Below are 20,034 nucleotides of genomic sequence, written 5' to 3' on the forward strand. Positions count from 1 at the left end.
GATGACCGAATGTCCCGGTGATGACCGAATGTCCCGGTGATGACCGAGTGTCCCGGTCGTCGACACACCGCGGTCCCATCGCCGACCCGCTACGGACGCCGACCCGCCGCGGGGCCGGCGGAGTCGGTGGAGTTGGTGGAGTTGTCGGACCCACGTGATGTGCTTTGCCCGTGGTCGTCCTTCCTGCCCCCGCACCCGCCGCCCCGCGTCCCGGCTACCGGCTGGTCGCCGCCCCGGTCGCGCCGCCGCGCCCGCTCGTCCTGGATGCGGCGCAGCGCGCGGTGGTTGAGCACGGCGGCGGGCCGCTGCTGGTGCTCGCCGGGCCCGGCACCGGGAAGACGGCCACGCTCGTCGAGGCGGTCGCCGCGCGGATCGAAGCCGGGGCGGATCCGCGGTCGATCCTGGTCCTCACCTTCAGCCGGCGAGCTGCCGGCGAGCTGCGGGAGCGGATCATCGCACGGCTCGGTGCCGAGGGTGGGGCCGGCGGAGGTCCCGGGGCGTGGACGTTCCACGCCTGGTGCCTGGCGCTGCTGCGCGCGCACGAGCGGCCGGCCCCGCCGGGCGGGCTCCGGCTGCTGTCCGGCCCGGAGCAGGACAGTCGGCTGCGCGATCTCATTGAGGGTTCCCGCGAGGACGGCCGGCCGGTCTGGCCCGAGCCGCTCGTGGGTTGCCTGCGCACCCGCGGTTTCACCGAGGAGGTGCGGGCGCTGCTGGCCCGCGCCCGCGAGGTCGGGCTCGAACCGGTCGCGCTGGCGCAGCTCGCCCAGCGTACCGGCCGCCCGGACTGGGCCGCCCTCGCCGAGTTCTACGAGATGTACCTCGACGTGTTCGGGTTCGAGGGGGCGGTCGACTACACCGATCTCGTCCACCGGGCCGTGGTCGTCGCCGAGAGTGCCGAGGGGGGCGCCTGGCTGCGTGGGCGCTACCGGCACGTCTTCGTCGACGAGTACCAGGACACCGATCCGGCTCAGGAACGCCTGCTGGGGGCGGTGGCCGGCGGTGGTGGCAACCTCGTCGTGCTGGGCGACCCGGACCAGTCGATCTACGCCTTCCGGGGGGCCGAGGTCGCCGGCCTGCTGGGCTTCCCGGCCCGGTTCCCCCGCCTTGACGGCGAGCCGGCGCCGATCGTCGCGCTGCGGCGCTGCCGGCGGATGGCCCCGGCCCCGCTGGCGGCGAGCCGGCACGTGGCCCGGCGGATCCCGGCCGCCGGGCTTCCGGCGGCCGCGATCCGGGCACACCGCGACCTCGTCGGGCGCGTCGACGCCGACGCCGGCCAGGTGCAGGCCCGCACGTTCCCGGGCGCTGGCGCGGAGGCCGAGTCGGTGGCCGACCTGCTCCGTCGCGAGCATCTGGAGAACGGCGTCGCCTGGGACGCGATGGCGGTCCTGGTCCGCACGGCCGAGCGGATCGGCCGGTTGCGCCGCGTGCTGGCCGCCGCCGGCGTTCCGGTCAGCGTCGACGGTGACGACCTGCCGGTCGCCCAGGAGCCGGCCGCCGCCCTGCTCCTGCTGGCGCTGCGCTGCGCGGAGGATCCGGCCGGGGCGCTCACCGTCGACGCGGCGCGCACCCTGCTCACCTCGCCGCTCGGTGGAGCGGACCCGGCCGGGCTGCGGGCGCTGGGCCGGGCGCTGCGCGCCTTCGAGCGCGACGCGGGGTCCGAGTATCCGGCGCCGTCGGCGGAGCTGTTGCGGGCGGCGATCGCCGAGCCCGACCACTGGCTGGCGACGATCCCCGACGACCTGGCCGGGCCGGTCCGGCGGGTCGGCGGTCTGCTGCGGACGGCCGGTCAGGCGTTGCGGGACTCCTCGGGCGCCCCGGAGGACGCCCTGTGGGCGCTGTGGTCGGCGAGCGAGTGGCCGGCGCGGCTGCGATATGCCTCGGCGGCCGGGGGCGCCGCCGGGCGCGCGGCCGACCGTGACCTCGACGCCGTCGTGGCGCTCTTCGATGCCGTCACCCGGCTGGGCCAGCGGCGCGGGCCGGGCGGTGGCGTCGCCTCCCTGGTCGCGGAGCTCACCCGCCAGCAGATCGCCGGGGACGTCCTCGAGCCGGCCGGGGAGTCCGTGCGCCGCCGCGGGGTGCGGCTGCTGACCGCCCATCGCGCCAAGGGGCTCGAATGGGAGGTCGTCGCCGTCTGCGGAGTGCAGGACGGCACCTGGCCCGACCTGCGGGAGCGGCATTCGCTGCTCGGCGCGGAGCAGCTCGACGCGCCGTCCCGGGGCGGGTTGCGCCCGCCGCTGACCCGCCAGGACCTGCTCGCCGACGAACGTCGGCTGTTCTACGTCGCGCTGACCAGGGCGCGGCGCCGGCTGATCGTCACCGCGGTGAACAGCCCCGAGGACGACGGCAGCCTGCCGAGCCGCTTCCTTGAGGAACTGGGTGTAGCGGTGGAGCATGTGCCCGGTCGCCCGGTCCGGCCGCTCACCCTGGTCGGCCTGGTCGCGACCCTGCGCCGGCTGGCGACGGAACCGGGCTCGAGCCCCGCGATGCGCTCCGCCGCGCAGGCCCGCCTCGCCGCGCTCGCCGCGGCACGGGACCAGGCGGGCCGGCCCCTGGTGCCGGCCGCGCACCCGGACACCTGGTGGGGGCTGCTCGACCCCACCACGTCGGATATTCCTGTCGTCCCGGTGGCCGGGCCGATCCGGCTGTCCGGCTCGTCGCTGTCGAGCATCGGCGCCTGTTCCCTGCGGTGGTTCCTCGAGCACGAGGCGCACGCGGTCACCCCGGCCTCGACCGCGCAGGGATTCGGCAAGGTGGTGCACGCCCTGGCGGACGAGGTCACGACCGGGCGGGCCCCGGCCGACCTCGCCGCGCTCGACGCCCGGCTGAACACGGTGTGGCGGCAGCTGGACTTCGACGCCCGCTGGCGCTCCGATCAGGAGCGCGCGGCCGCCCGCGAGGCGCTCGCCCGCTTCCTGGACTGGCACGCCGCCGAGCGCGGTCGGTGCGTGATCGACGCGGAGGTCAGGTTCTCCTGCGACCTGCGGGTCGCCGGGCGGGACGTCCAGCTGCGCGGATTCATCGACCGGCTCGAACTGGACGAGGCCGGCCGGGTCCACGTCATAGACTTCAAGACCGGTCGGACCGCGGTCGCTCCTGCCGAGCTCGCCACCCACCCCCAGCTGGGCAGCTATCAGCTCGCCGTGCGGGCCGGCGCGCTCGACGATGTGCTCGCGGCCGCGGCGCCGGATCAGCCCCGGCCGGTGCCTGGCGGGGCGGAGCTCGTCCAGCTCCGGCGGGATGCCGGCGGTGCGGCGGCCGGCCCGCGGCTGCCGGGGGAGCGGCCTGGCCCGCCGGAGGTCCAGGCCCAGGATGCGCTGCCTCCCGACGGCGCGACCTGGATGGACGAGGTGCTCGACGCGGCGGTGCGCACCATCGACGCCGAGGCGTTCCGGCCGACGCCCGGCGACCACTGCACGCTGTGCACCTTCCAGACGAGCTGCCCCGCGCGGCCCGAGGGACGTCAGGTGGTCGAGTGAACCCGCGGGTGGAGCAGCCGGGCGCGGGCGCCCACGTGACGATTCCCCGCCAACCGTTCCTGCCCGGTTTCGACGGCGGCGTCGACGGTGACCCGGCGGACGGCGTCGCCGGTCCCCGGCTCTACCCGGATGACCTGCGCGACCTGCTGGAGGTCCCGTACACCGACGAGCAGATCGCCGCGGCCACCGCTCCGCTCGAACCGGGGGTCATCATCGCGGGCGCGGGATCCGGCAAGACCTCGGTGATGGCCGCACGGGTGGTCTGGCTCGTCGCCACCGGGCAGGTGCGGCCCGACCAGGTGCTCGGACTGACCTTTACGACGAAGGCGGCGGCGGAGCTGTCCGGTCGGGTGCGGCTGGCGTTGCGTAAGGCGTCGGCCGGGGCGGGCCCGGGTGGACCGGCCGCGGACGGCAAGGTGGACGGGGAGCCGACCGTCGCCACCTACCATGCCTTCGCCGGGCGGCTGGTCGTCGACAACGCCCTGCGGCTGGGGCTGGAGCCGGACCTCCAGCTGATCTCCGGCGCGGCCCGCTACCAGCTCGCCGCCCGGGTCGCCCGTTCCCACGGCGGGAAGGTGGAGGCGCTGACACGTTCGCTGGGAGCGCTCGTCGGCGAGCTCGTCGCGCTGGACGCCGAGATGAGCGAGCACCTGGTCGATCCGGCGGGCCTCGTCGCGTTCGACGGCGCGCTGCTCGCCGAGATCGACGCGGCGCTGCGGCGCGCCGAGCAGCGGCGGGGCACCCGGGGCGTCCGCCGGGAGCTGCGCCGGTGCGCGGCCGCAGCCCGGGGGCGCCGGGAGTTGGCCGCTCTGGTGGCGGAGTACCGGGCGGCCCGGCGGGAACGCGACGTCCTGGACTTCGGTGACCAGGTCACCTGTGCCGCGAGGCTCGCCGAGACCATGCCGGAGGTCGGTCGGGCCGAGCGGGCGCGGGCCGGTGTCGTCCTGCTTGACGAGTACCAGGACACCTCGGTGGCCCAGCGGCGGATGCTCACCGGCCTGTTCGGCGGCGGGCATCCGGTCACCGCCGTCGGCGACCCCTGCCAGGCGATCTACGGCTGGCGCGGGGCGTCGGTGGCGAACCTCGACCACTTCCCCACGCACTTCCCCGGGGCCGACGGCACGCCCGCGGCCGTCTACGAACTGTCGGTGAACCAGCGCAGCGGCGGCCGGCTGCTCCGCCTCGCCAACACCGTCGCCGCACAGCTGCGGGCCCGTCACCGCGTCGTCGAGCTCCGCCCGCGGCCCGACGTGGCTGAGCAGGGCGAGGCGGTGGTCGCGTTGCACGTCAGCTGGGCCGATGAGGTGGCCTGGATCGCCGACCAGCTCCGCCGGGTGGTCGACGCCGGCACCGCTCCCGGCGGCATCGCCGTGCTGGTCCGGGCCCGTGGCGACATCCCCGCGCTGTTTACCGCGATGCAGGCGGCCGGGCTGCCCGTCGAGGTCGTCGGGCTGACCGGGCTGCTCATCGTCCCGGAGGTCGCCGAGATCGTGGCCATGCTGGAGGTGCTCGACTCGCCGACGGCGAACGCCGCGCTCGTCCGGCTGCTCACAGGGCCGCGGGTGCGGCTCGGCCCCCGGGATCTCGCCGCGCTCGGCCGCCACGCGCGCGAGGCGGCGCGGGTCCCGGACCCGGTCGGCGATCCGGACCTGCCGGGACGGTCCGATCCACTCGCCGAGGCGGTCGCCGACGTCGACCCCGCCGACGTCGTCGCCCTGTCGGACGTCCTCGACGACCCCGGGCCGGAGATGTCCGCGCCGGGGCGCGCCCGGGTGCGCCGGCTCGCCGCCGAGATCGCCGCGCTGCGTGGGCACGTCGGCGAGGGCCTGCTCGACCTGCTGCACCGGGTGGTCGCGACGATCGGGCTGGATGTGGAGCTCACGGCGACCGAGGTGGCGGTGCGGGCCCGGCGCCAGGAGAACGTCGCGGCCTTCCTGGACGTGGCCGCGGGCTTCACCGATCCCGACGGCACGAACTCCCTGCCCGCGTTCCTCGGATTCCTCCGGGCGGCGCGGGAGCACGAGCGGGGTCTCGACGTCGCCGGGCCGTCCGGGGCCGACGCGATCGCCCTGATGACGATGCATCGCTCCAAGGGCCTGGAATGGGAGGTCGTCGCCGTCCCGAACCTGACCGGCAAGGTGTTCCCCGACCTGACCGTGCGCGACCAGTGGACCACCTCCCCGGGCGTGCTGCCGATCCCGCTGCGCGGCGACGCCGACGATCTGCCGGCGTTCACGGTCTCCGCCGAGAAGGCCGCCCTGGACGCTTTCCGGGCCGATGCCCGTCAGTACGCCGAGCGGGAGGAACGCCGGCTCGCCTACGTCGCGGTCACCCGGGCGAAGTCGCTGCTGTTCGCGAGCGGGCACTGGTGGGGACCCACCCAGAAGACCCCACGCGGTGCCTCGGTGTTCCTCGACGAGCTCGCCGAGCACGCCCGCACCGGCGGTGGGCGGGTCGATGTCTGGGCGCCGGAGCCGGCGGAGCGGACCAACCCGGCGCTGGCGACGCCGGAACGGTTCGCCTGGCCGATCCCCTACGAGCCGGAGCCGTACGCCCGGCGCCTCGCCGCGGCCGAGGGGGTCATGGCGCGGCTGGCCGCGCTGAGCGTACCGGGGGCGTCGGCGGAACCGGCCGGGGAACCGTTCGTCGACGATCCGGCCGGGATGACGGCGGCCGAGCGCGCCCTGCTCGCCGAGCTCGACCGGGAGGCCCGGCTGCTGCTCGCCGAGGAACGCGCGGCACGCCTCGCGCGGACCGATGTCGCCCTGCCGGCGAGCCTCACCGCGTCCCAGATCGTCCGGCTGCGCGCGGACCCGGAGGCGTTCGCCCGTGAGCTGGTCCGGCCGCTGCCGCGCCGTCCGGTGGCCGCGGCCCGGCGCGGCACCCGGTTCCACGCCTGGGTTGAGGAGATCTTCGACTACCGTGCACTGATCGACACCGAGGATCTGCCCGGCGCGGCCGACGCGGAGCTCACCGACGACGATCTGCGCTCGCTGCAGCAGGCGTTCCTGCGTACCGAGTACGGTGCCCGGCGGCCGTTCGCGATCGAGGAATCCTTCGAGCTCCGCCTTGCCGGGCGGATCGTGCGCGGTCGCATCGACGCCGTCTACGACCTCGGCGGCGGTCGCTGGGAGGTGGTCGACTGGAAGACCGGCCGGTCCGAGGCCGACGATCTTCAGCTCGGGATTTACCGGCTGGCCTGGGCCCGGCTGCGGGGCGTCGACCTGAGCGCGGTCGACGCCGCCTTCCTGTACGTGCGCACCGGCGCCGTTGTCCGGCCCCCGACGTTGTCCGAGGAGGAGCTCGCCGACCTGCTCGCGAGTCCGAGCACCGGGCCCGCCGCGGGTCAGGCCCGCGGGTCGGCGAGGTCGACGGACAGCGCCAGGTGATCCGAGATGGGCACGCGGCGGGCCTGCACGGCGATGATCCTGCCTACCGGCCCGCGGGCCAGCACATGGTCGAGCTGCACCCGCGGGGAGTGCGCGGGGTAGGTGGGCGTCACCGCCAATCGGCGCCAGCGGGTGAGCGCGGCCGGTAGCCGGCCGGGCAGGTTCAGATCGCCCAGCAGGACCAGCGGCCCCGGGACGTCCGCGAGCCGGCGGGCCAGCCGGCGCAGTTGCACGGCGTTCCACCCCGGCACGAACGACAGATGGGTGTTGACCACCGTCAGCGGGCCCTCGGCCGACTCCACCCGCGCGGCGATCGCGGCCCGCGGCTCGTCGTCGAGCATGATCAGATGTCCTCGCCTGCCCGGACCCCCCGGTATCGCGATCGGGGACCGCACCGGCGCCCGGCCGAGGTCGATCACCCGCCACTCGCGGACGGGCAGCCGGCTGATCAGAGCGATGCCGTACGCCGGCTCGTCGTCCCGACGCTGCCCGTCAGCCGGCCGCCAGCCCACGCCGGGCGTGCCGAAGACGGTGGGGACGAACCGCCAGTCGTCGTCGCCGGCTCCGATCACCGCCGCCGCCTCTGCGGCGAGGTCCAGCCCACCCGATCGTGGCTGGTCGAGATCGACCTCCTGGAGCCCGAGGACGTCCACGTCGAGAGCGGAGACGGCCGCGGCGAAGCGGGCGGGCTCGACCGTCCCATCCGTGAGCGACAGGCCGTGCATGATGTTGAAGGAGCCCAGCCGCACGCCTGGACCGTATCGGATGCGAGGTCCGTCACGGCCCGGGTGACCGACCCCGCACCGCCGCGAGACGGCGGGAGCCCGGGCCCCGGCCCTCGTCCGTGTCCTCGCGGACCGCGGCACTCACCGGGTCGGTGGCCACGTCCTCGGCGGCCCCGGCGCGCAGCACCAGTTCGAGATCGAAGCGGGTGTCAGGGTCCTCCAGACATGGTCCGAACAGCTCGCGAAGCTGGTTGACCCGGTAGCGGACGGTCTGCGGATGGATGTGCAACCGCTCGGCGATCAGCCCGCGCTGACCCCGCAGGGTCAGCCAGTGCAGGAGGGTCTCGGCCAGCCGTTCCCTGGTCCGGCAGGGCAGCCCGTCGAGGGGAGCGAGCCGGCGGGACGCAAGGTCGGTGATGAGCCCGGGGTCGCTGGCCAGCAGCAGGGCGCTGAGATGTTCGTCGGTGAACAGGGGGTCGGCCGCGGCGATGCCGCGAAGCCGCCCGGCGCTCCGGGCATCGTAGGCGAACCTCGCCCGCGCCGCGCTCGCCGCCGCCTGACCCCACGGCACGGCTGGTCCCACCACCGCGGCGAGCCCGGCGAGCTGTTTCGCCAGTGCCGCCCGGGTGGCCGCCCGCTCGGTCGAGCCGACGAACACCCAGATGTCTCCCCCCTGCACGGCGCGCGGGCAGCCCGAGGGCAACCGGGAGGGGAGCGAGCCTGCCCAGGGGTCGGCCTCGTGGTCGGCCTCGCTATCAGCCGGGTGGGTGCCCGGGTGGCCGGCCGGGTGGCCGGCCGGGTGGGTGGCCGCGGAGCCGGTCGGGGCGGGGACGAGCACGGCGGCCAGCCGGCCGGGCAGCCGCACGCTGCCGGAACGGGCGACCTGCGCGATCGCCCCGCCGGTCGCGCCGGACAGCAGCATCTCGCCCAGCCGGTCCCACAGCCGCTCCAGTTCACCGGCCGCGGTGTACTGCTCGGACGCGTAGCCATCGGCGGAGGCCGCGGAGATGCCGTCGATGTAGGCGAACATCATCTCGGCGAGGGACACCAGCGCCGGGCCGTCCAGCCCGCCGCGGCGGGCCGCCGCCTCCCCGAGGCGGCGCCAGGAGACGCGGGCGCCCACCCGGTAGGCGCTCAGCAGGTTGTCCAACGACCGTCCCGCGTACACCTCGCCGCGGCCGAGACGGACATAGACCTCCCGGCTGGCGGCGAGGTCGAGAGTGCAGTGGGGACCGGCCTCGACCAGGCTGAGGAAGCGGAACAACGCCTCGTCGACTCCGCGGCGCACCCCATGGCCGAACTTGCCCTCCAGCGGGCGCGCGTAGGCGGGAACCTCCCGGGCGATCGCGGCGATGATCTCTTCACCCAGAGCGTCGAACTCGGCGGCGAGGATCTCGCTCAGCCCGGCTGGAAACTGTCCCATGGGAACAGTTTGCCGCCCGACAGTCGCAATCTCCCGCACCTCGTCCTCTGGGCGGGCCGCCCGTGATCGTCGCCGGCGGCCGGCGGAATCGGCTCCGGGCGGGCCGGGGCACGGCCTCCCGTGGCCATGACTTGGGATGGGTGTCCTCTTCGCCACCGGCGCGGCCCGCCGGGCAGTAGCGTTGGCAACTGTGTCCCCGCCTAGAGAACCCGGCCCGGCCGCGTCCACCGCGATGAAGTCGGCCCTGCCGGCATCCTCCTATCCGATCGAGCGGACCCGGCTCGGTAACGGCCTGCGCGTGCTGCTCGCCCCCGACCACACCGCGCCGGTGGTGGCCGTCTCGGTGCACTACGACGTCGGGTTCCGATCCGAGCCTGAGGGCCGTACCGGATTCGCTCACCTGTTCGAGCACCTGATGTTCCAGGGCAGCGAGAACGTCGGCAAGGCCGAGCATCCGAAGCATGTCCAGGCCGCCGGCGGAATCTTCAACGGATCGACGCACCCGGACTACACGGACTATTTCGAGCTGCTCCCGGCCGGGGCGCTCGAACTGGCCCTGTTCCTGGAGGCGGACCGGATGCGGGCACCGAAGATCACTCGCCAGAACCTGGACAACCAGATCGCCGTGGTGCAGGAGGAGATCCGGGTCAACGTCCTGAACCGCCCCTACGGGGGATTTCCCTGGATCAAGCTGCCGCCGGTCGCGTTCGACACCTTCCCGAACGCCCACAACGGCTACGGGGATTTCTCCGAGCTCGAGGCCGCGAGCCTGGACGACGCCGAGGACTTCTTCGACAAGTACTACGCACCGGGCAACGCCGTGCTGACCATCGTCGGCGACATCGACCCGGAGGAGACGCTTACCTTCGTCCGCCGGTACTTCGGTGACATCCCCGCCCGCTCGGTGCCGACGCGGGTGAGCTTCGCCGAGCCGGTGCCGAGTACCGAGCGCCGGGCGGTGCTCACCGACCCGCTCGCGCCGCGCGCCGCCCTGGCGGTCGGCTACCGGGTGCCCGACCCGATCGACGACCTGTCCACCTACCTGTCCTACTACCTGCTTACCGAGATCCTCAGCGACGGCGACGCCAGCCGGCTCGAACGCCGCCTGGTGCAGAAGGACCGTTCGGTCATCGGGGTGAGCACCTACCTCGGCACCTTCGGGGATCCGTTCGAGCAGCGTGACCCGCTGCTGCTGACCCTGGAGGCCCGCCAGTCCGAGGACGCGAGCGCGGACGCCGTCCTCGCCGCCGTCGACGAGGAACTGGCGCGGCTGGCGGGTGAGGGCCTGGCGGACGGCGAGCTGGAGCGGGTGCAGGCGCGGGTGGCGTCCTCGCTGCTGCGTGAGTCCGACGACGCGCTGGGACGGGCACTCGCCATGGCCGTGCACGAACTGCAACGGGGACGTCCCGAGCTGGTGAACGAACTGCCCGCGGAACTGTCCGCGGTGACCGGGGAGGCCGTCGCCGCGGCCGCCCGGGCGCTTCTCGACCAGGGCCGCTCGGTCCTGGAGCTGCGTGCCGGCGCCGCCTCATGAGCGGCAGCGCGCTGAGCTCGACGACCACCCGGGCGGCGGTCATCCCGGCCGTGCGCCCGACCGTCCCGGCGGAGCTGCCGGCTGTCACCGACCACACTCTCGACAACGGTCTGCGGGTGCTGGTGGTGGAGCGGGCCAGTGTGCCCCTGGTCGAGGTGCGGCTGCGGATCCCGTTCGCCGGCGTCGGCGCCGTGCACCAGGCCCGGGCCGAGGTGCTCGCGGAGACGCTGTTCACCGGATCACACCGCTTCGACCGGGTGGGCCTGGCCACCGAGGTCCAGCGCCTGGGCGGATCGTTGTCGACCGGGGTCGACGCCGACCGGCTGTCCATCGTCGGTTCCGCCCTCGCGGTGAACCTCGAACCCCTGTTGGGAATCATGGCCGAGGTGCTCCTCGGTGCCACCTACCCGGACGACGAGGTCGCCGGCGAACGCGACCGGATCGTCGAGGACACGGCGGTCGCCCGCAGCCAGCCCGCGGTCATTGCCCGGGAGGCGCTGCTCGGCCGGCTCTTCGGTGACCACCCCTACGCCACCGGCATCGCCGAGCCGGAGACCGTCGGACAGGTCGGTCCCGAGGACGTACGGGCCCTGCACACCGAACGGATCTCCCCGGCCGCCGCGATCCTCACCCTGGTCGGGGCCGTGTCGGCGCCGCGTGCTCTCGTGGCGGTCTCCGCCGCGCTCGGCGGTTGGACGGGCGGGCCCGCGCGGGCCGTCCCGCCGGTCCCGGCCCTCACCACCGGCCCGATCGTCATCGTCGACCGTCCGGGTGCCGTGCAGACCAACATCAGGCTGGGCGGACCGGCCCTGGGCCGCTCCGCGCCCGGATACCCGGCGCAGCGGCTGGCGAGTACCATCTTCGGTGGTTACTTCAGTTCCCGGCTGGTCAACAACATCCGCGAGGACAAGGGCTACACCTACTCCCCGCGCAGCTCGATCGATCACTACCAGGCGGGGTCACGGTTCACCGTCGCCGCGGACGTCGCCACCGAGGTGACCGGGCCCGCGTTGCTGGAGATCTTCTACGAGCTCGGGCGGATGGCGGTTCTACCGCCCAGCGAGGAGGAGCTCGACGCCGCCCGGCAATACGCCGTCGGCACGTTGGCACTGGGCAGTGCGACCGCCGCCGGTCTCGCCTCGACGCTGTCGGCGCTGGCCGGGGCCGGGATCGGGGTCGAGTACCTGCGTGATCACCCGCGCGCCCTCGCCGAGGTCGGCGTGGGCGACATTCAGGCGGTGTCGGCGGGCCTGCTCGCCCCGGCAAAGCTGATCACGGTGCTCGTCGGGGACGCGGCCAGGATTTCCGCGGCCGTGGGGGCACTGGGCATCGTCGCGTCCTGAGCACCGGGCCCGTCCCGGTCCCGGGGTCCCGGGTCCGGCGGGGCGTGCTCAGTGCCTGGTGGAGGTGGGACGCGGGGGCGCGGGGCGGGGCGCGCCGCCGCCGGGGCTCGGTGCCGGTGGTCCACCGCCCGGTGGGTTGCCGCCCCGCCCACCGAGCTCGCCCGGTAGCACGGCGCGTGGGTCGCCCACCGAATCGACCACCTGCCGAGCCAGATCGTGCACCCTGCGTCCCATTCCGCGAGCGGTGCGCCGCAGCCGCTCGAAGGCCTCCCGCGGGCGGATGTGGTTACGTTCGGCGAGGACCCCGATGGCCTGTTCCACGATTACGCGGGAGGCCAGCGCGTGTTCCAGCTGGACGACGGACAGCCGGAGCTGCTCGACCTCGCTCAGGTCACGATCGGGGCGGCGGGGCCGGCCGGGCGGGGCGAGATCCTCGGCCAGCAGATCGGCGAGCACCATTGCCGAGAGGAGGTCGCCGACCGGCCGGATCTCGGCTCCGGGACCCTCCACGACCCACCCGGCGGGAGTACGTCGAAGGCGCATGTCCGAGGGGGTCCGGCGGGGGCCGGTTCCCGCCCCGGTCCCGCCCGCCGCGGACGGCGGCCCGGCCCGGCCCGGCGGCCCGGGCCGGACCGCCCGCGCGATGGTCTGCGGGGTGGGTATCCGCCCCGGTGGGCGCGGGGCCGCCGGTGGGCCCGGGGGAGTCGGGCCGCCGGGCGGCCGGGGACCGTTCGCGGAGACCGTCGGCGGGCTCGGCACGGGAACGTCCCCGGTGGCCGCGAGTGCATCGGCCACCCCGCGCAGCAGGGCCAGGATGTCGGCCGATACGATCACCTTGCTGCGGTCCAGGCCGACGAGGAGGCCCACCAGCCGACCGTCCGCGCGGACCACCGGCATCGTGACATGACTGCGTATCCCGAGCTGGCGGTATTCGGCCGTGTCGGATCCGGCGTGCGTCGGGCCGAGACCGGACGCCGTGGCGGGCGTGCCGTCGAGCACGCGGGCGACCAGGCTGTCCCCCCGGGGGTAGTGCGTTCCCTCGTCGAGACCAGCGGAGGGACCTGTCACCCGGAGATAGCTCGCGGTCGTCGTCGATACCACGACGAAACAGGCCGTCTCCATCCGGTGAAGGGCACTGGCGGCCCGCAGCGCGGCATCGACGGTGCTCCACGCCTGTTCTGAAGGTACTGACGACACAGGCCGAACTCTCCCACAAACTTCACGGGCAGTGACGGACACCGTCCCACGAGCCGGCCGCGTGTGCAGTGGGAAGGTAAGAACTCCCGAGATGTCGTTGCTCTACGTATCCGTTATGCGGCAGAAGTGACCTTCTCTGTGACTTGGCGAAGGCTTGGGTTCGTCATCACAGTGCCATCGGGAAAGAGCACGGTCGGTACGGTCGCGTTCCCGTTGTTCGCATCGCGGACACGTTGCTCTGCTGTCGGGTCCTGCTCGATATCAACGGTCGTGTACTCGACGCCGGCATGGTCGAGTTGGCGCTTCAGCCGAACACAGTAGCCACACCAGGAAGTCGTGTAGATCGTGAGCACGAAAGGGCCTCCAAGCCGCTGGTGACACAACGGTTCATGTAACCCCACCGCGGCGCCGTCGGTTCCCGCCGCGCGGCGGGGACTACCGTATCGGATGATGTCCGGACCGCCTGCCCTCGCCGCCCAGGCCGCCCGTGTGCGGTCGGGCAACGATCTGCTCGCTGCGCTCGATCCCGAACAGCGGGTCGCGGCCGGAGCTCCGCTCGGACCGGTCTGCATCCTCGCCGGCGCCGGTACGGGTAAGACACGCACCATCACCCATCGAGTCGCGCACATGGTCGCTCAGGGGGGGGTCGGGCCGGGTCAGATCCTGGCGGTGACCTTCACAGCCAGGGCCGCGGGAGAGCTGCGCGGCCGGTTGCGGGCCATGGGTGTTGATGGAGTGCAGGCCAGGACGTTCCATTCCGCGGCTCTCAAGCAACTGTTGTACTTCTGGCCGCCGGTCGCCGGGGTCGCGCTGCCCAGGGTGGAGAAGAGCAAGATCCCGTACGTGGTGCGGGCGGCCGCCCGCCTGCACCTGCGGCCGGACCGGGCCGAGCTGCGCGACCTCACCTCGGAGGTCGAGTGGGCGAAGGCGACGCTTGTGGGCCCGGCGGACTACGCCCGGATGGCGGCGGCGAGCGGGCGGGAGACCGCCACCCCCCCCGAGACGGTCGCCCGGCTCTACGCCGCGTACGAGGAGGTCAAGCGCGACGCCGGTGTGATTGACATGGAGGATCTGCTGCTGCTGACCGCGGCGATGATCGAGGAGCACAGCTGGGTCGCGGCCGAGGTCAGGGCCAGATACCGCCATTTCGTCGTTGACGAGTATCAGGATGTCAACGACCTGCAACAGCGTGTCCTCGACGCCTGGCTGGGGGAGCGCGACAGCCTCTGTGTCGTCGGGGACCCCCATCAGACGATCTATTCGTTCACCGGGGCGTCGCCCGAGCACCTGCTCGGGTTCCCGCGCCGGTTCCCGGACGCGGCCGTGGTGCGTCTGATCCGGGACTACCGGTCCACCCCCCAGGTGGTCGGACTCGCGAACACCCTGATGCGGGCGGCCCCGGCGGCCCGCCTCATCGCTGCCCGCCCGGAGGGTCCCGCCCCGGTGTGGCTGGAGTGCGACAGCGAGCCGGCGGAAGCCGCCGCGGTGGCGTCCCGGATCCGCCGGCTGCTCGACCAGGGCGTGCCGGCGAGTGAGATCGCCGTGCTGTATCGCACGAATGCCCAGTCCGAGGCGTATGAGGCGGCGATCGGCGGGGCCGGCATCGCTTACCTGCTCCGGGGCGGGGAGAAGTTCTTCGAGCGGAGCGAGGTCGTCGCAGCCATGCGGTTGCTGCGGGCCGCGGTGCGCTCTGCCGACACCGACCGCCCGGAGGGACTCACGGCCGTCGTCGCCGACATCCTCGCGGCGCTCGGCTGGCGGGCGGACCAGCCGACGGTGGGCTCGGGCGCCGAGCGTGAACAATGGGAGAACCTCGCCGCGCTGCACCGGCTGGCCGGCGATCTCGCCGCCCGTTCGCCCGAGGCCGACCTTGAGGCCTTCGTCGCCGAGCTCGGCGACCGCGCGACCCACGAGCATCAGCCGACGGTGCAGGGGGTGACCCTGTCGACCCTGCACACCGCCAAGGGCCTGGAATGGGATGCGGTGTTCCTCGTCGGGCTGACCGAGGGCACGCTTCCCCTCGTCCATGCTAGGACCGCCGAGCAGATCGCTGAGGAACGTCGCCTGCTCTACGTCGGGCTGACCAGGGCCCGCAGGCACCTTGTCCTGTCCTGGGCGCTGTCCCGGGCAGAGGGCGGCCGGCGGTCGCGGCGGCCGTCCCGGTTCCTCGACGATCTGCGCCCGATGCGCCGGGAGCCCGCGGCCGGCGTCCGCCACGGGGGGCGAGGCGAGGGCACGAGGCCCGTGGCCGAGGCGGAGGAGGCCAGCCCGGGTCGGTCCCGGAGCAGATCGGCGGTGCGGTGCCGGACGTGCGGCCGGTCGTTGACGGGTGTGCATGCGCGGGTCGGACGCTGCGAGGGCTGCCCCGGCGACGTCGACGCCGCGCTGTTCGAGCGCCTGCGGGCGTGGCGTTCGGCGCGGGCGAAGGAACAGGGGGCACCGGCCTTCGTCGTCTTCACCGACGCCACGCTGCAGGCGATCGCCGAGAGCCGGCCGAGCACGGTGGCCGAGCTCGTGCGGCTGCCCGGCATCGGACAGGCCAAACTCGACCGTTACGGGGAGGACGTACTCGCCCTCGTCGCGGGGCGCACGCCGCCGCCGGTCGGGTCGCCGCCGGTGGCGGAGTCATTGGAGCCCGGCACGCCGCCCGACGCTTCGTAACTGGAAGTGTCCGCGGCGCGACACAGAAAATATGTTGTGGTTCGCGCGCCGAGCTTCTACCGTTACCGAGGACGCCTGAAGCAGGCATGTGGAGTGACACCCGTCGGCACCCACGGACTCCCGAGCCCACAGACTCCGGAGCCCACAGAGAAGGAGGTGATTTCGTCGTGTTCAGCATTGTGATGGACAGAGCTGTCGCCGAGATCACCCGTCCGTGGGAGAACCGGCACGGCGCGGCCTTCATGAATGCCGTCGTCGGTGCCGTCATCGGTGCGCCCGCCCCCCGTGGCACGTCCGCCGCCGTCCTCACGGTCCAAGCCGATGATCTGTCGGCCCAGGAGTCCGCGTTCCCGAACCCGGCGGGGAGCGTGGCGTCGGCGTCCGGCTATGCACACCGTCACCTCACCTTCCGGGGATCCGCCCACGATCCGCTCCTGGACTAGCGCCGACTGGAGCCGAATCCGAGGCCGCGGATCCCGATGGGGACCGCGGCCTTTGTCGTTTCGCTTCCTTCATCCCACCCGAAGACCAACCTGTCTCGGAGGTGACACCGGTGTTCGACCCCTCGGTCGTTTCCCGGATCGAGCGGGATCGTCTCGTCCTGCCCTGCTGGGACGTAGATCCTGACATGTTCTTCGCTGAGTCCCCGGCGGACGTGGAGACCGCCAAGGCCGTCTGCCGGACCTGCCCCATCCGGGCGGCGTGCCTGTCCGCCGCGCTCGACCGTGCCGAGCCCTGGGGAGTGTGGGGTGGCGAGCTGCTGGTGACCGGTAGCGTCGTCCCGCGCAAGCGGCCCCGCGGCCGTCCGCGCAAGGAGCGCAAGGAAGAAGAGGTCGCCGCCTGAGCCCTCCGTGCCACCCGTTGATCACATGGGGGCGGCGGTGGCATCGCCGCACCAGCACGGGCGGGACACCGGATCGTCGGTGTCCCGCCCACCGGTGTTGCCGCGCTTTTTCTTCCGGTGGTGCCCGCGGCCCCGGTACTGTTCCGGCGTGCCCAGCAGCGAGCGTGTCTACCCGGTGTCCACAGGTGCGGGTCCGGCCGGAGCGCCGGGACTGACCGCATCCGACGATCTTTCTCTGGCCGTTGCCGTCCTCACCAGTCCCGAGCTGGCCGCGATCGTGGATCTCGTGGCCTGGGTCGATTCCGGCTGGCTCTACGTGGCGAACGCGATCGGTTCGTCGCGGTTGCCGGTGGCCGATCCGAACGGTCCCCGGGAGCTCCGCTTCGGGCGTGACCCGCTCGGGTCGGAGGATCCGATGCACGGCGTGCCGCTCGCGGCGGCGCTCGCTGACCCGTCACCACCGAACGAGCGCAACTCCTACCCGTTCGCCGGACGGCGACTGCTGTCCGCCTTCGCCGATCCCAGCCGTTCACCCGATCTGATCGTCGTACACACCCCCCGGCACTACTGGCCCGACCGCGGCGGCCACCTGGGTGAGCACGGATCGTTGGATGCCGGCCAGTCCCGGGCTCCGCTGATCCTGTCCGGCGCGGGCGTGCGGGCCCGGGGCCCGCGGGCCGGCGCGGCGCGGGTCATCGACATCGGACCCACCCTCGCGGCCCTCGCCGGCGTGACCATGGCGGATGTGGAGGGGACGCCGCTCACCGATCTGGTGGGCCCAGGGGCCCGGTACGTCGTCGGCCTGCTCTGGGACGGGGCAAACAGCAATGACGTCCTGCACCTCGCGCACACCGGCGAGCTGCCGGGGGTCGCGCGTCTGCTCGCCACCGGGACGGCCCTGACCGGTGGCGCGATCGCCGAGTTCCCCAGCGTCACGTTGACCAACCACACCTCCGCGCTCACCGGAGTCGGGCCGGGCCGGCACGGCATCCTGCACAACGTGTACTTCGACCGGGCGACCGGCGAGCAGGTCATCGTCAACGACGTGCGGACCTGGCATTCCGCGTGCGATCAGCTTCGGGACGGGGTGGAGACGCTGTTCGAGGCCCTCGTGCGCGACCGGCCCGGGGCGACCAGCGCCTGCGTGAACGAACCGGTCGACCGGGGTGCGGACTACTCGACCTTCGGGCTCGTGCGGGCCGCCGGTAACCACGGCGGGGCCGGCGATATGGGGGACTACCTGCCTCCGGCCGACGGCGACCCGCACGCCACCGCCCACTGGGTAGGGGAGAGCGCCGACTATGCCTGGTCCACCCGGGTGGACGCGCTCGGCCTCGCGCAGGTCCAGCAGCTCTGGGCTGCGGACGCGGTGCCCCCGGACCTGATGTGGTGGAACACCACCATTACCGACACCGGGCATCACGGGGGCGGCCCGTACTCCGAGCAGGCCCGCGCCGCGCTGCGGGACGCGGACGCCCGGTTGCGCGCCTTCCTCGACCTGCTCGCCGAGCGGGATCTGCTGGCCGAGACCGCGATCCTGCTGACCGCCGACCACGGTTCGGAGGCGGCGGATCCCACCTGCCAGGGCGACTGGGGGGCTGCGCTGCGCGCCGCCGGGGTGCGTTTCCGGGACGAGGGATACGGTTTCCTGTATCTCGGCGTCGACATCGTCGACATCGTCGAGCAGCCGGGGGCTGACCCGTCGGGCCAGACCCGTCAATAAGCGTCGGTCACGGTTGCGGGGTCGGAGAAGACTCCTCGTCCGGTGCCCGGCGCGGGGCGGCCTTGCGGCCTGACCGGGGTCGAGCCGCGGCGGAGCGGTTCGCCGGGGTGGAAGGCCGGCTCGGTTCGGCCGGCTCGGCCTGCATGGGCAGCGCCGCGGGGGTGGTGGCCCGGTCGGCCGCCGCCGCGGCAGTGTCGGCCGCCGCCGCAGCAGTGTCGGCCGCCGACCTCCAGACCTCGTCCTGGACGAGGAGAGCGGGCAGGGGACGACCGGGCCGGTTGGCGTCCTCGGCCGCGCGGGCGGTCGCCGTCCCCGGTTCGGCGAACCCGGGTTGCCAGCGCTCCATCTCGTCCCGGAAGCGGCCGGTGCTGCCCAGTTGGCACAGGATGCCGATCGCGCCGAGTGTCACCCGGTGGATGAGCAGGTACGACGGCGGCAGATTGAGCTGGCGACCGAGCTGTGCCGCCGCCGACCGCCAGTCTCCGAGCCTGGCGGCCTCCTTGCGCAGCCAGCCTCGGGAGAAGGTGAACTCCTCCACCGCGATCGGCTCCAGCATCGGGGCCAGATAATCCAGCAGGTCCTCGGCTCGGATTTCGGCCGACGGCGGGATGAAGCCCTCACAGCGCAGTCCCTGCTCGACGGCGTCGGCGTCCCCGGCCAGGGTCTGTCGAGCCAGCCGGCCGATCGGCGCCGGCAGGCCGTCCGGCAGGCGGTTCACGGCACCGAAGTCCAGGACGCCGAGCCGCCCGTCGGACAGCAGGCGGAAGTTGCCGGGATGCGGATCCGCGTGCAGCAGACCGGCGCGACCCGGGCAGGAATAGAGAAACCGCACGAGCAGCAGACCGGCGGCGTCGCGCTGCTCCGGGGTACCGTCCGCGATGATGACGGACAGGGGGATTCCCTCGATCCACTCGCTCACGAGCACCCGGCCGGAACCGGCCAGCGGCCAGGGGATGACGACGTCCGGGTCGTCTGCGTACGCCTCGGCGAAGGCCCCCTGCCAGGCGGCCTCCAACCGATAGTCGAGCTCCTCGGCGATCCGGGCCTTGAGCTCCTCGACCAGCGGCTTGATGTCCAGCCCGGGAGTGACCGCGCCGAACAGCCGAGCGGCCCGGCCGAGCTGGGTGAGATCGGCGAGCAGAGCGGGACCCGCTCCCGGATACTGCACCTTTACCGCGACGGCCCGGCCGTCGGCCCAGACCGCCCGATGCACCTGGCCGATGCTGGCTGCCGCAGCCGGAACGTCGTCGAAGCTCGTGAACAGCGAGCGCCAGTCCGCTCCGAGCTCCTCGGCGAGCACGCGGTGCACCACCGCCGCCGGCAGCGGGGGCGCCGCCTCTTGCAGCCTGGTCAGCGCCGCCCGATAGGGCCCGGCGACGTCGTCGGGAAGCACCGCCTCGAAGACGGACAGCGCCTGGCCCAGTTTCATGGCGCCACCCTTGAGCTCCCCGAGTACCCGGAAGATCTGCGCGGCGGTGCGCTGCTGGAGCTCGGAGGCGACGGCCTCGGCGGGGCGACCACCGATGCGTTTGCCGACGCCGAGGGTGGCTCGGCCGGCTATGCCGATGGGAAGCGTGGCCAGCTTGGCGGTGCGGACGACAGCCCGCCGTGGGATCTCGGACACCGCTCCATCGTGCCCTGTTCCGCGTCCTCACGGGTGCCGGCCAAGCGTAATGACTCCAGGACGCCAAATGATTCCAGGACGTCGACGCGGCGACC

Annotated in this window: 13 protein-coding genes; 8 read left to right on the top strand and 5 right to left on the bottom strand. The window is 73.6% G+C overall.

What is annotated here, in order from left to right; all coding sequences use genetic code 11:
• Positions 1–170 precede the first annotated feature (170 nt).
• Both AC08OV_RS00650 and AC08OV_RS00655 read left to right on the top strand, forming a co-directional pair.
• A complete protein-coding gene (locus AC08OV_RS00650; RefSeq protein ID WP_476619131.1) occupies positions 171–3,476 on the top strand; it encodes an ATP-dependent helicase in 3,306 nt (1,101 codons plus the stop codon).
• The gene (locus AC08OV_RS00655; protein WP_476615020.1) at positions 3,473–6,865 is read left to right on the top strand and encodes an ATP-dependent helicase; all 3,393 of its coding nucleotides are present in this window, start codon (positions 3,473–3,475) and stop codon (positions 6,863–6,865) included. The genes AC08OV_RS00650 and AC08OV_RS00655 overlap by 4 nt, the downstream gene beginning before the upstream one ends.
• Here the strand turns inward: AC08OV_RS00655 and AC08OV_RS00660 are convergent.
• Complete coding sequence (locus AC08OV_RS00660) at positions 6,823–7,614, bottom strand: endonuclease/exonuclease/phosphatase family protein (protein WP_476615021.1); 792 nt, start codon at positions 7,612–7,614, stop codon at positions 6,823–6,825. The genes AC08OV_RS00655 and AC08OV_RS00660 overlap by 43 nt on opposite strands.
• A 28-nt stretch (positions 7,615–7,642) precedes the next feature.
• The gene (locus tag AC08OV_RS00665; protein ID WP_476619132.1) at positions 7,643–9,013 is read right to left on the bottom strand and encodes a PucR-like N-terminal domain-containing protein; all 1,371 of its coding nucleotides are present in this window, start codon (positions 9,011–9,013) and stop codon (positions 7,643–7,645) included.
• A 232-nt stretch (positions 9,014–9,245) separates the two neighbouring features.
• Between AC08OV_RS00665 and AC08OV_RS00670 the strand changes: the two genes are divergently transcribed.
• Positions 9,246–10,547: a M16 family metallopeptidase gene (locus AC08OV_RS00670; RefSeq protein ID WP_476616038.1), complete on the top strand. Its 1,302-nt coding sequence runs from the start codon at positions 9,246–9,248 to the stop codon at positions 10,545–10,547.
• The gene (locus AC08OV_RS00675) at positions 10,544–11,890 is read left to right on the top strand and encodes a M16 family metallopeptidase (RefSeq protein ID WP_476616037.1); all 1,347 of its coding nucleotides are present in this window, start codon (positions 10,544–10,546) and stop codon (positions 11,888–11,890) included. The genes AC08OV_RS00670 and AC08OV_RS00675 overlap by 4 nt, the downstream gene beginning before the upstream one ends.
• A 48-nt stretch (positions 11,891–11,938) precedes the next feature.
• On the opposite strand, the gene AC08OV_RS00680 is transcribed toward AC08OV_RS00675, so the two are convergent.
• On the bottom strand, positions 11,939–13,087 hold the full coding sequence (locus AC08OV_RS00680; protein ID WP_476619133.1) for a GAF and ANTAR domain-containing protein: 1,149 nt from the start codon (positions 13,085–13,087) through the stop codon (positions 11,939–11,941).
• A 113-nt stretch (positions 13,088–13,200) separates the two neighbouring features.
• A complete protein-coding gene (locus AC08OV_RS00685; protein ID WP_476619134.1) occupies positions 13,201–13,488 on the bottom strand; it encodes a mycoredoxin in 288 nt (95 codons plus the stop codon).
• A gap of 46 nt (positions 13,489–13,534) precedes the next feature.
• Here AC08OV_RS00685 and AC08OV_RS00690 point away from each other — a divergent pair, with 46 nt between their 5' ends.
• The 4 genes from AC08OV_RS00690 (at position 13,535) to AC08OV_RS00705 (ending at position 18,315) form a co-directional block, all read left to right on the top strand.
• A complete protein-coding gene (locus tag AC08OV_RS00690; RefSeq protein WP_476619135.1) occupies positions 13,535–15,748 on the top strand; it encodes an ATP-dependent DNA helicase UvrD2 in 2,214 nt (737 codons plus the stop codon).
• Between the two features lie 167 nt (positions 15,749–15,915).
• Positions 15,916–16,191, top strand: a complete 276-nt coding sequence (locus AC08OV_RS00695) for a hypothetical protein (protein ID WP_476613281.1) — start codon at positions 15,916–15,918, stop codon at positions 16,189–16,191.
• A 110-nt stretch (positions 16,192–16,301) separates the two neighbouring features.
• A complete protein-coding gene (locus tag AC08OV_RS00700) occupies positions 16,302–16,592 on the top strand; it encodes a WhiB family transcriptional regulator (protein WP_011438164.1) in 291 nt (96 codons plus the stop codon).
• Between the two features lie 148 nt (positions 16,593–16,740).
• The gene (locus AC08OV_RS00705; RefSeq protein WP_476613280.1) at positions 16,741–18,315 is read left to right on the top strand and encodes an alkaline phosphatase family protein; all 1,575 of its coding nucleotides are present in this window, start codon (positions 16,741–16,743) and stop codon (positions 18,313–18,315) included.
• Between the two features lie 7 nt (positions 18,316–18,322).
• Here AC08OV_RS00705 and AC08OV_RS00710 read toward each other — a convergent pair whose 3' ends face one another.
• On the bottom strand, positions 18,323–19,939 hold the full coding sequence (locus tag AC08OV_RS00710; protein WP_476613279.1) for an ABC1 kinase family protein: 1,617 nt from the start codon (positions 19,937–19,939) through the stop codon (positions 18,323–18,325).
• Positions 19,940–20,034 lie beyond the last annotated feature (95 nt).

This window comes from Frankia sp. CeTa3Moorea, assembly GCF_978021225.1.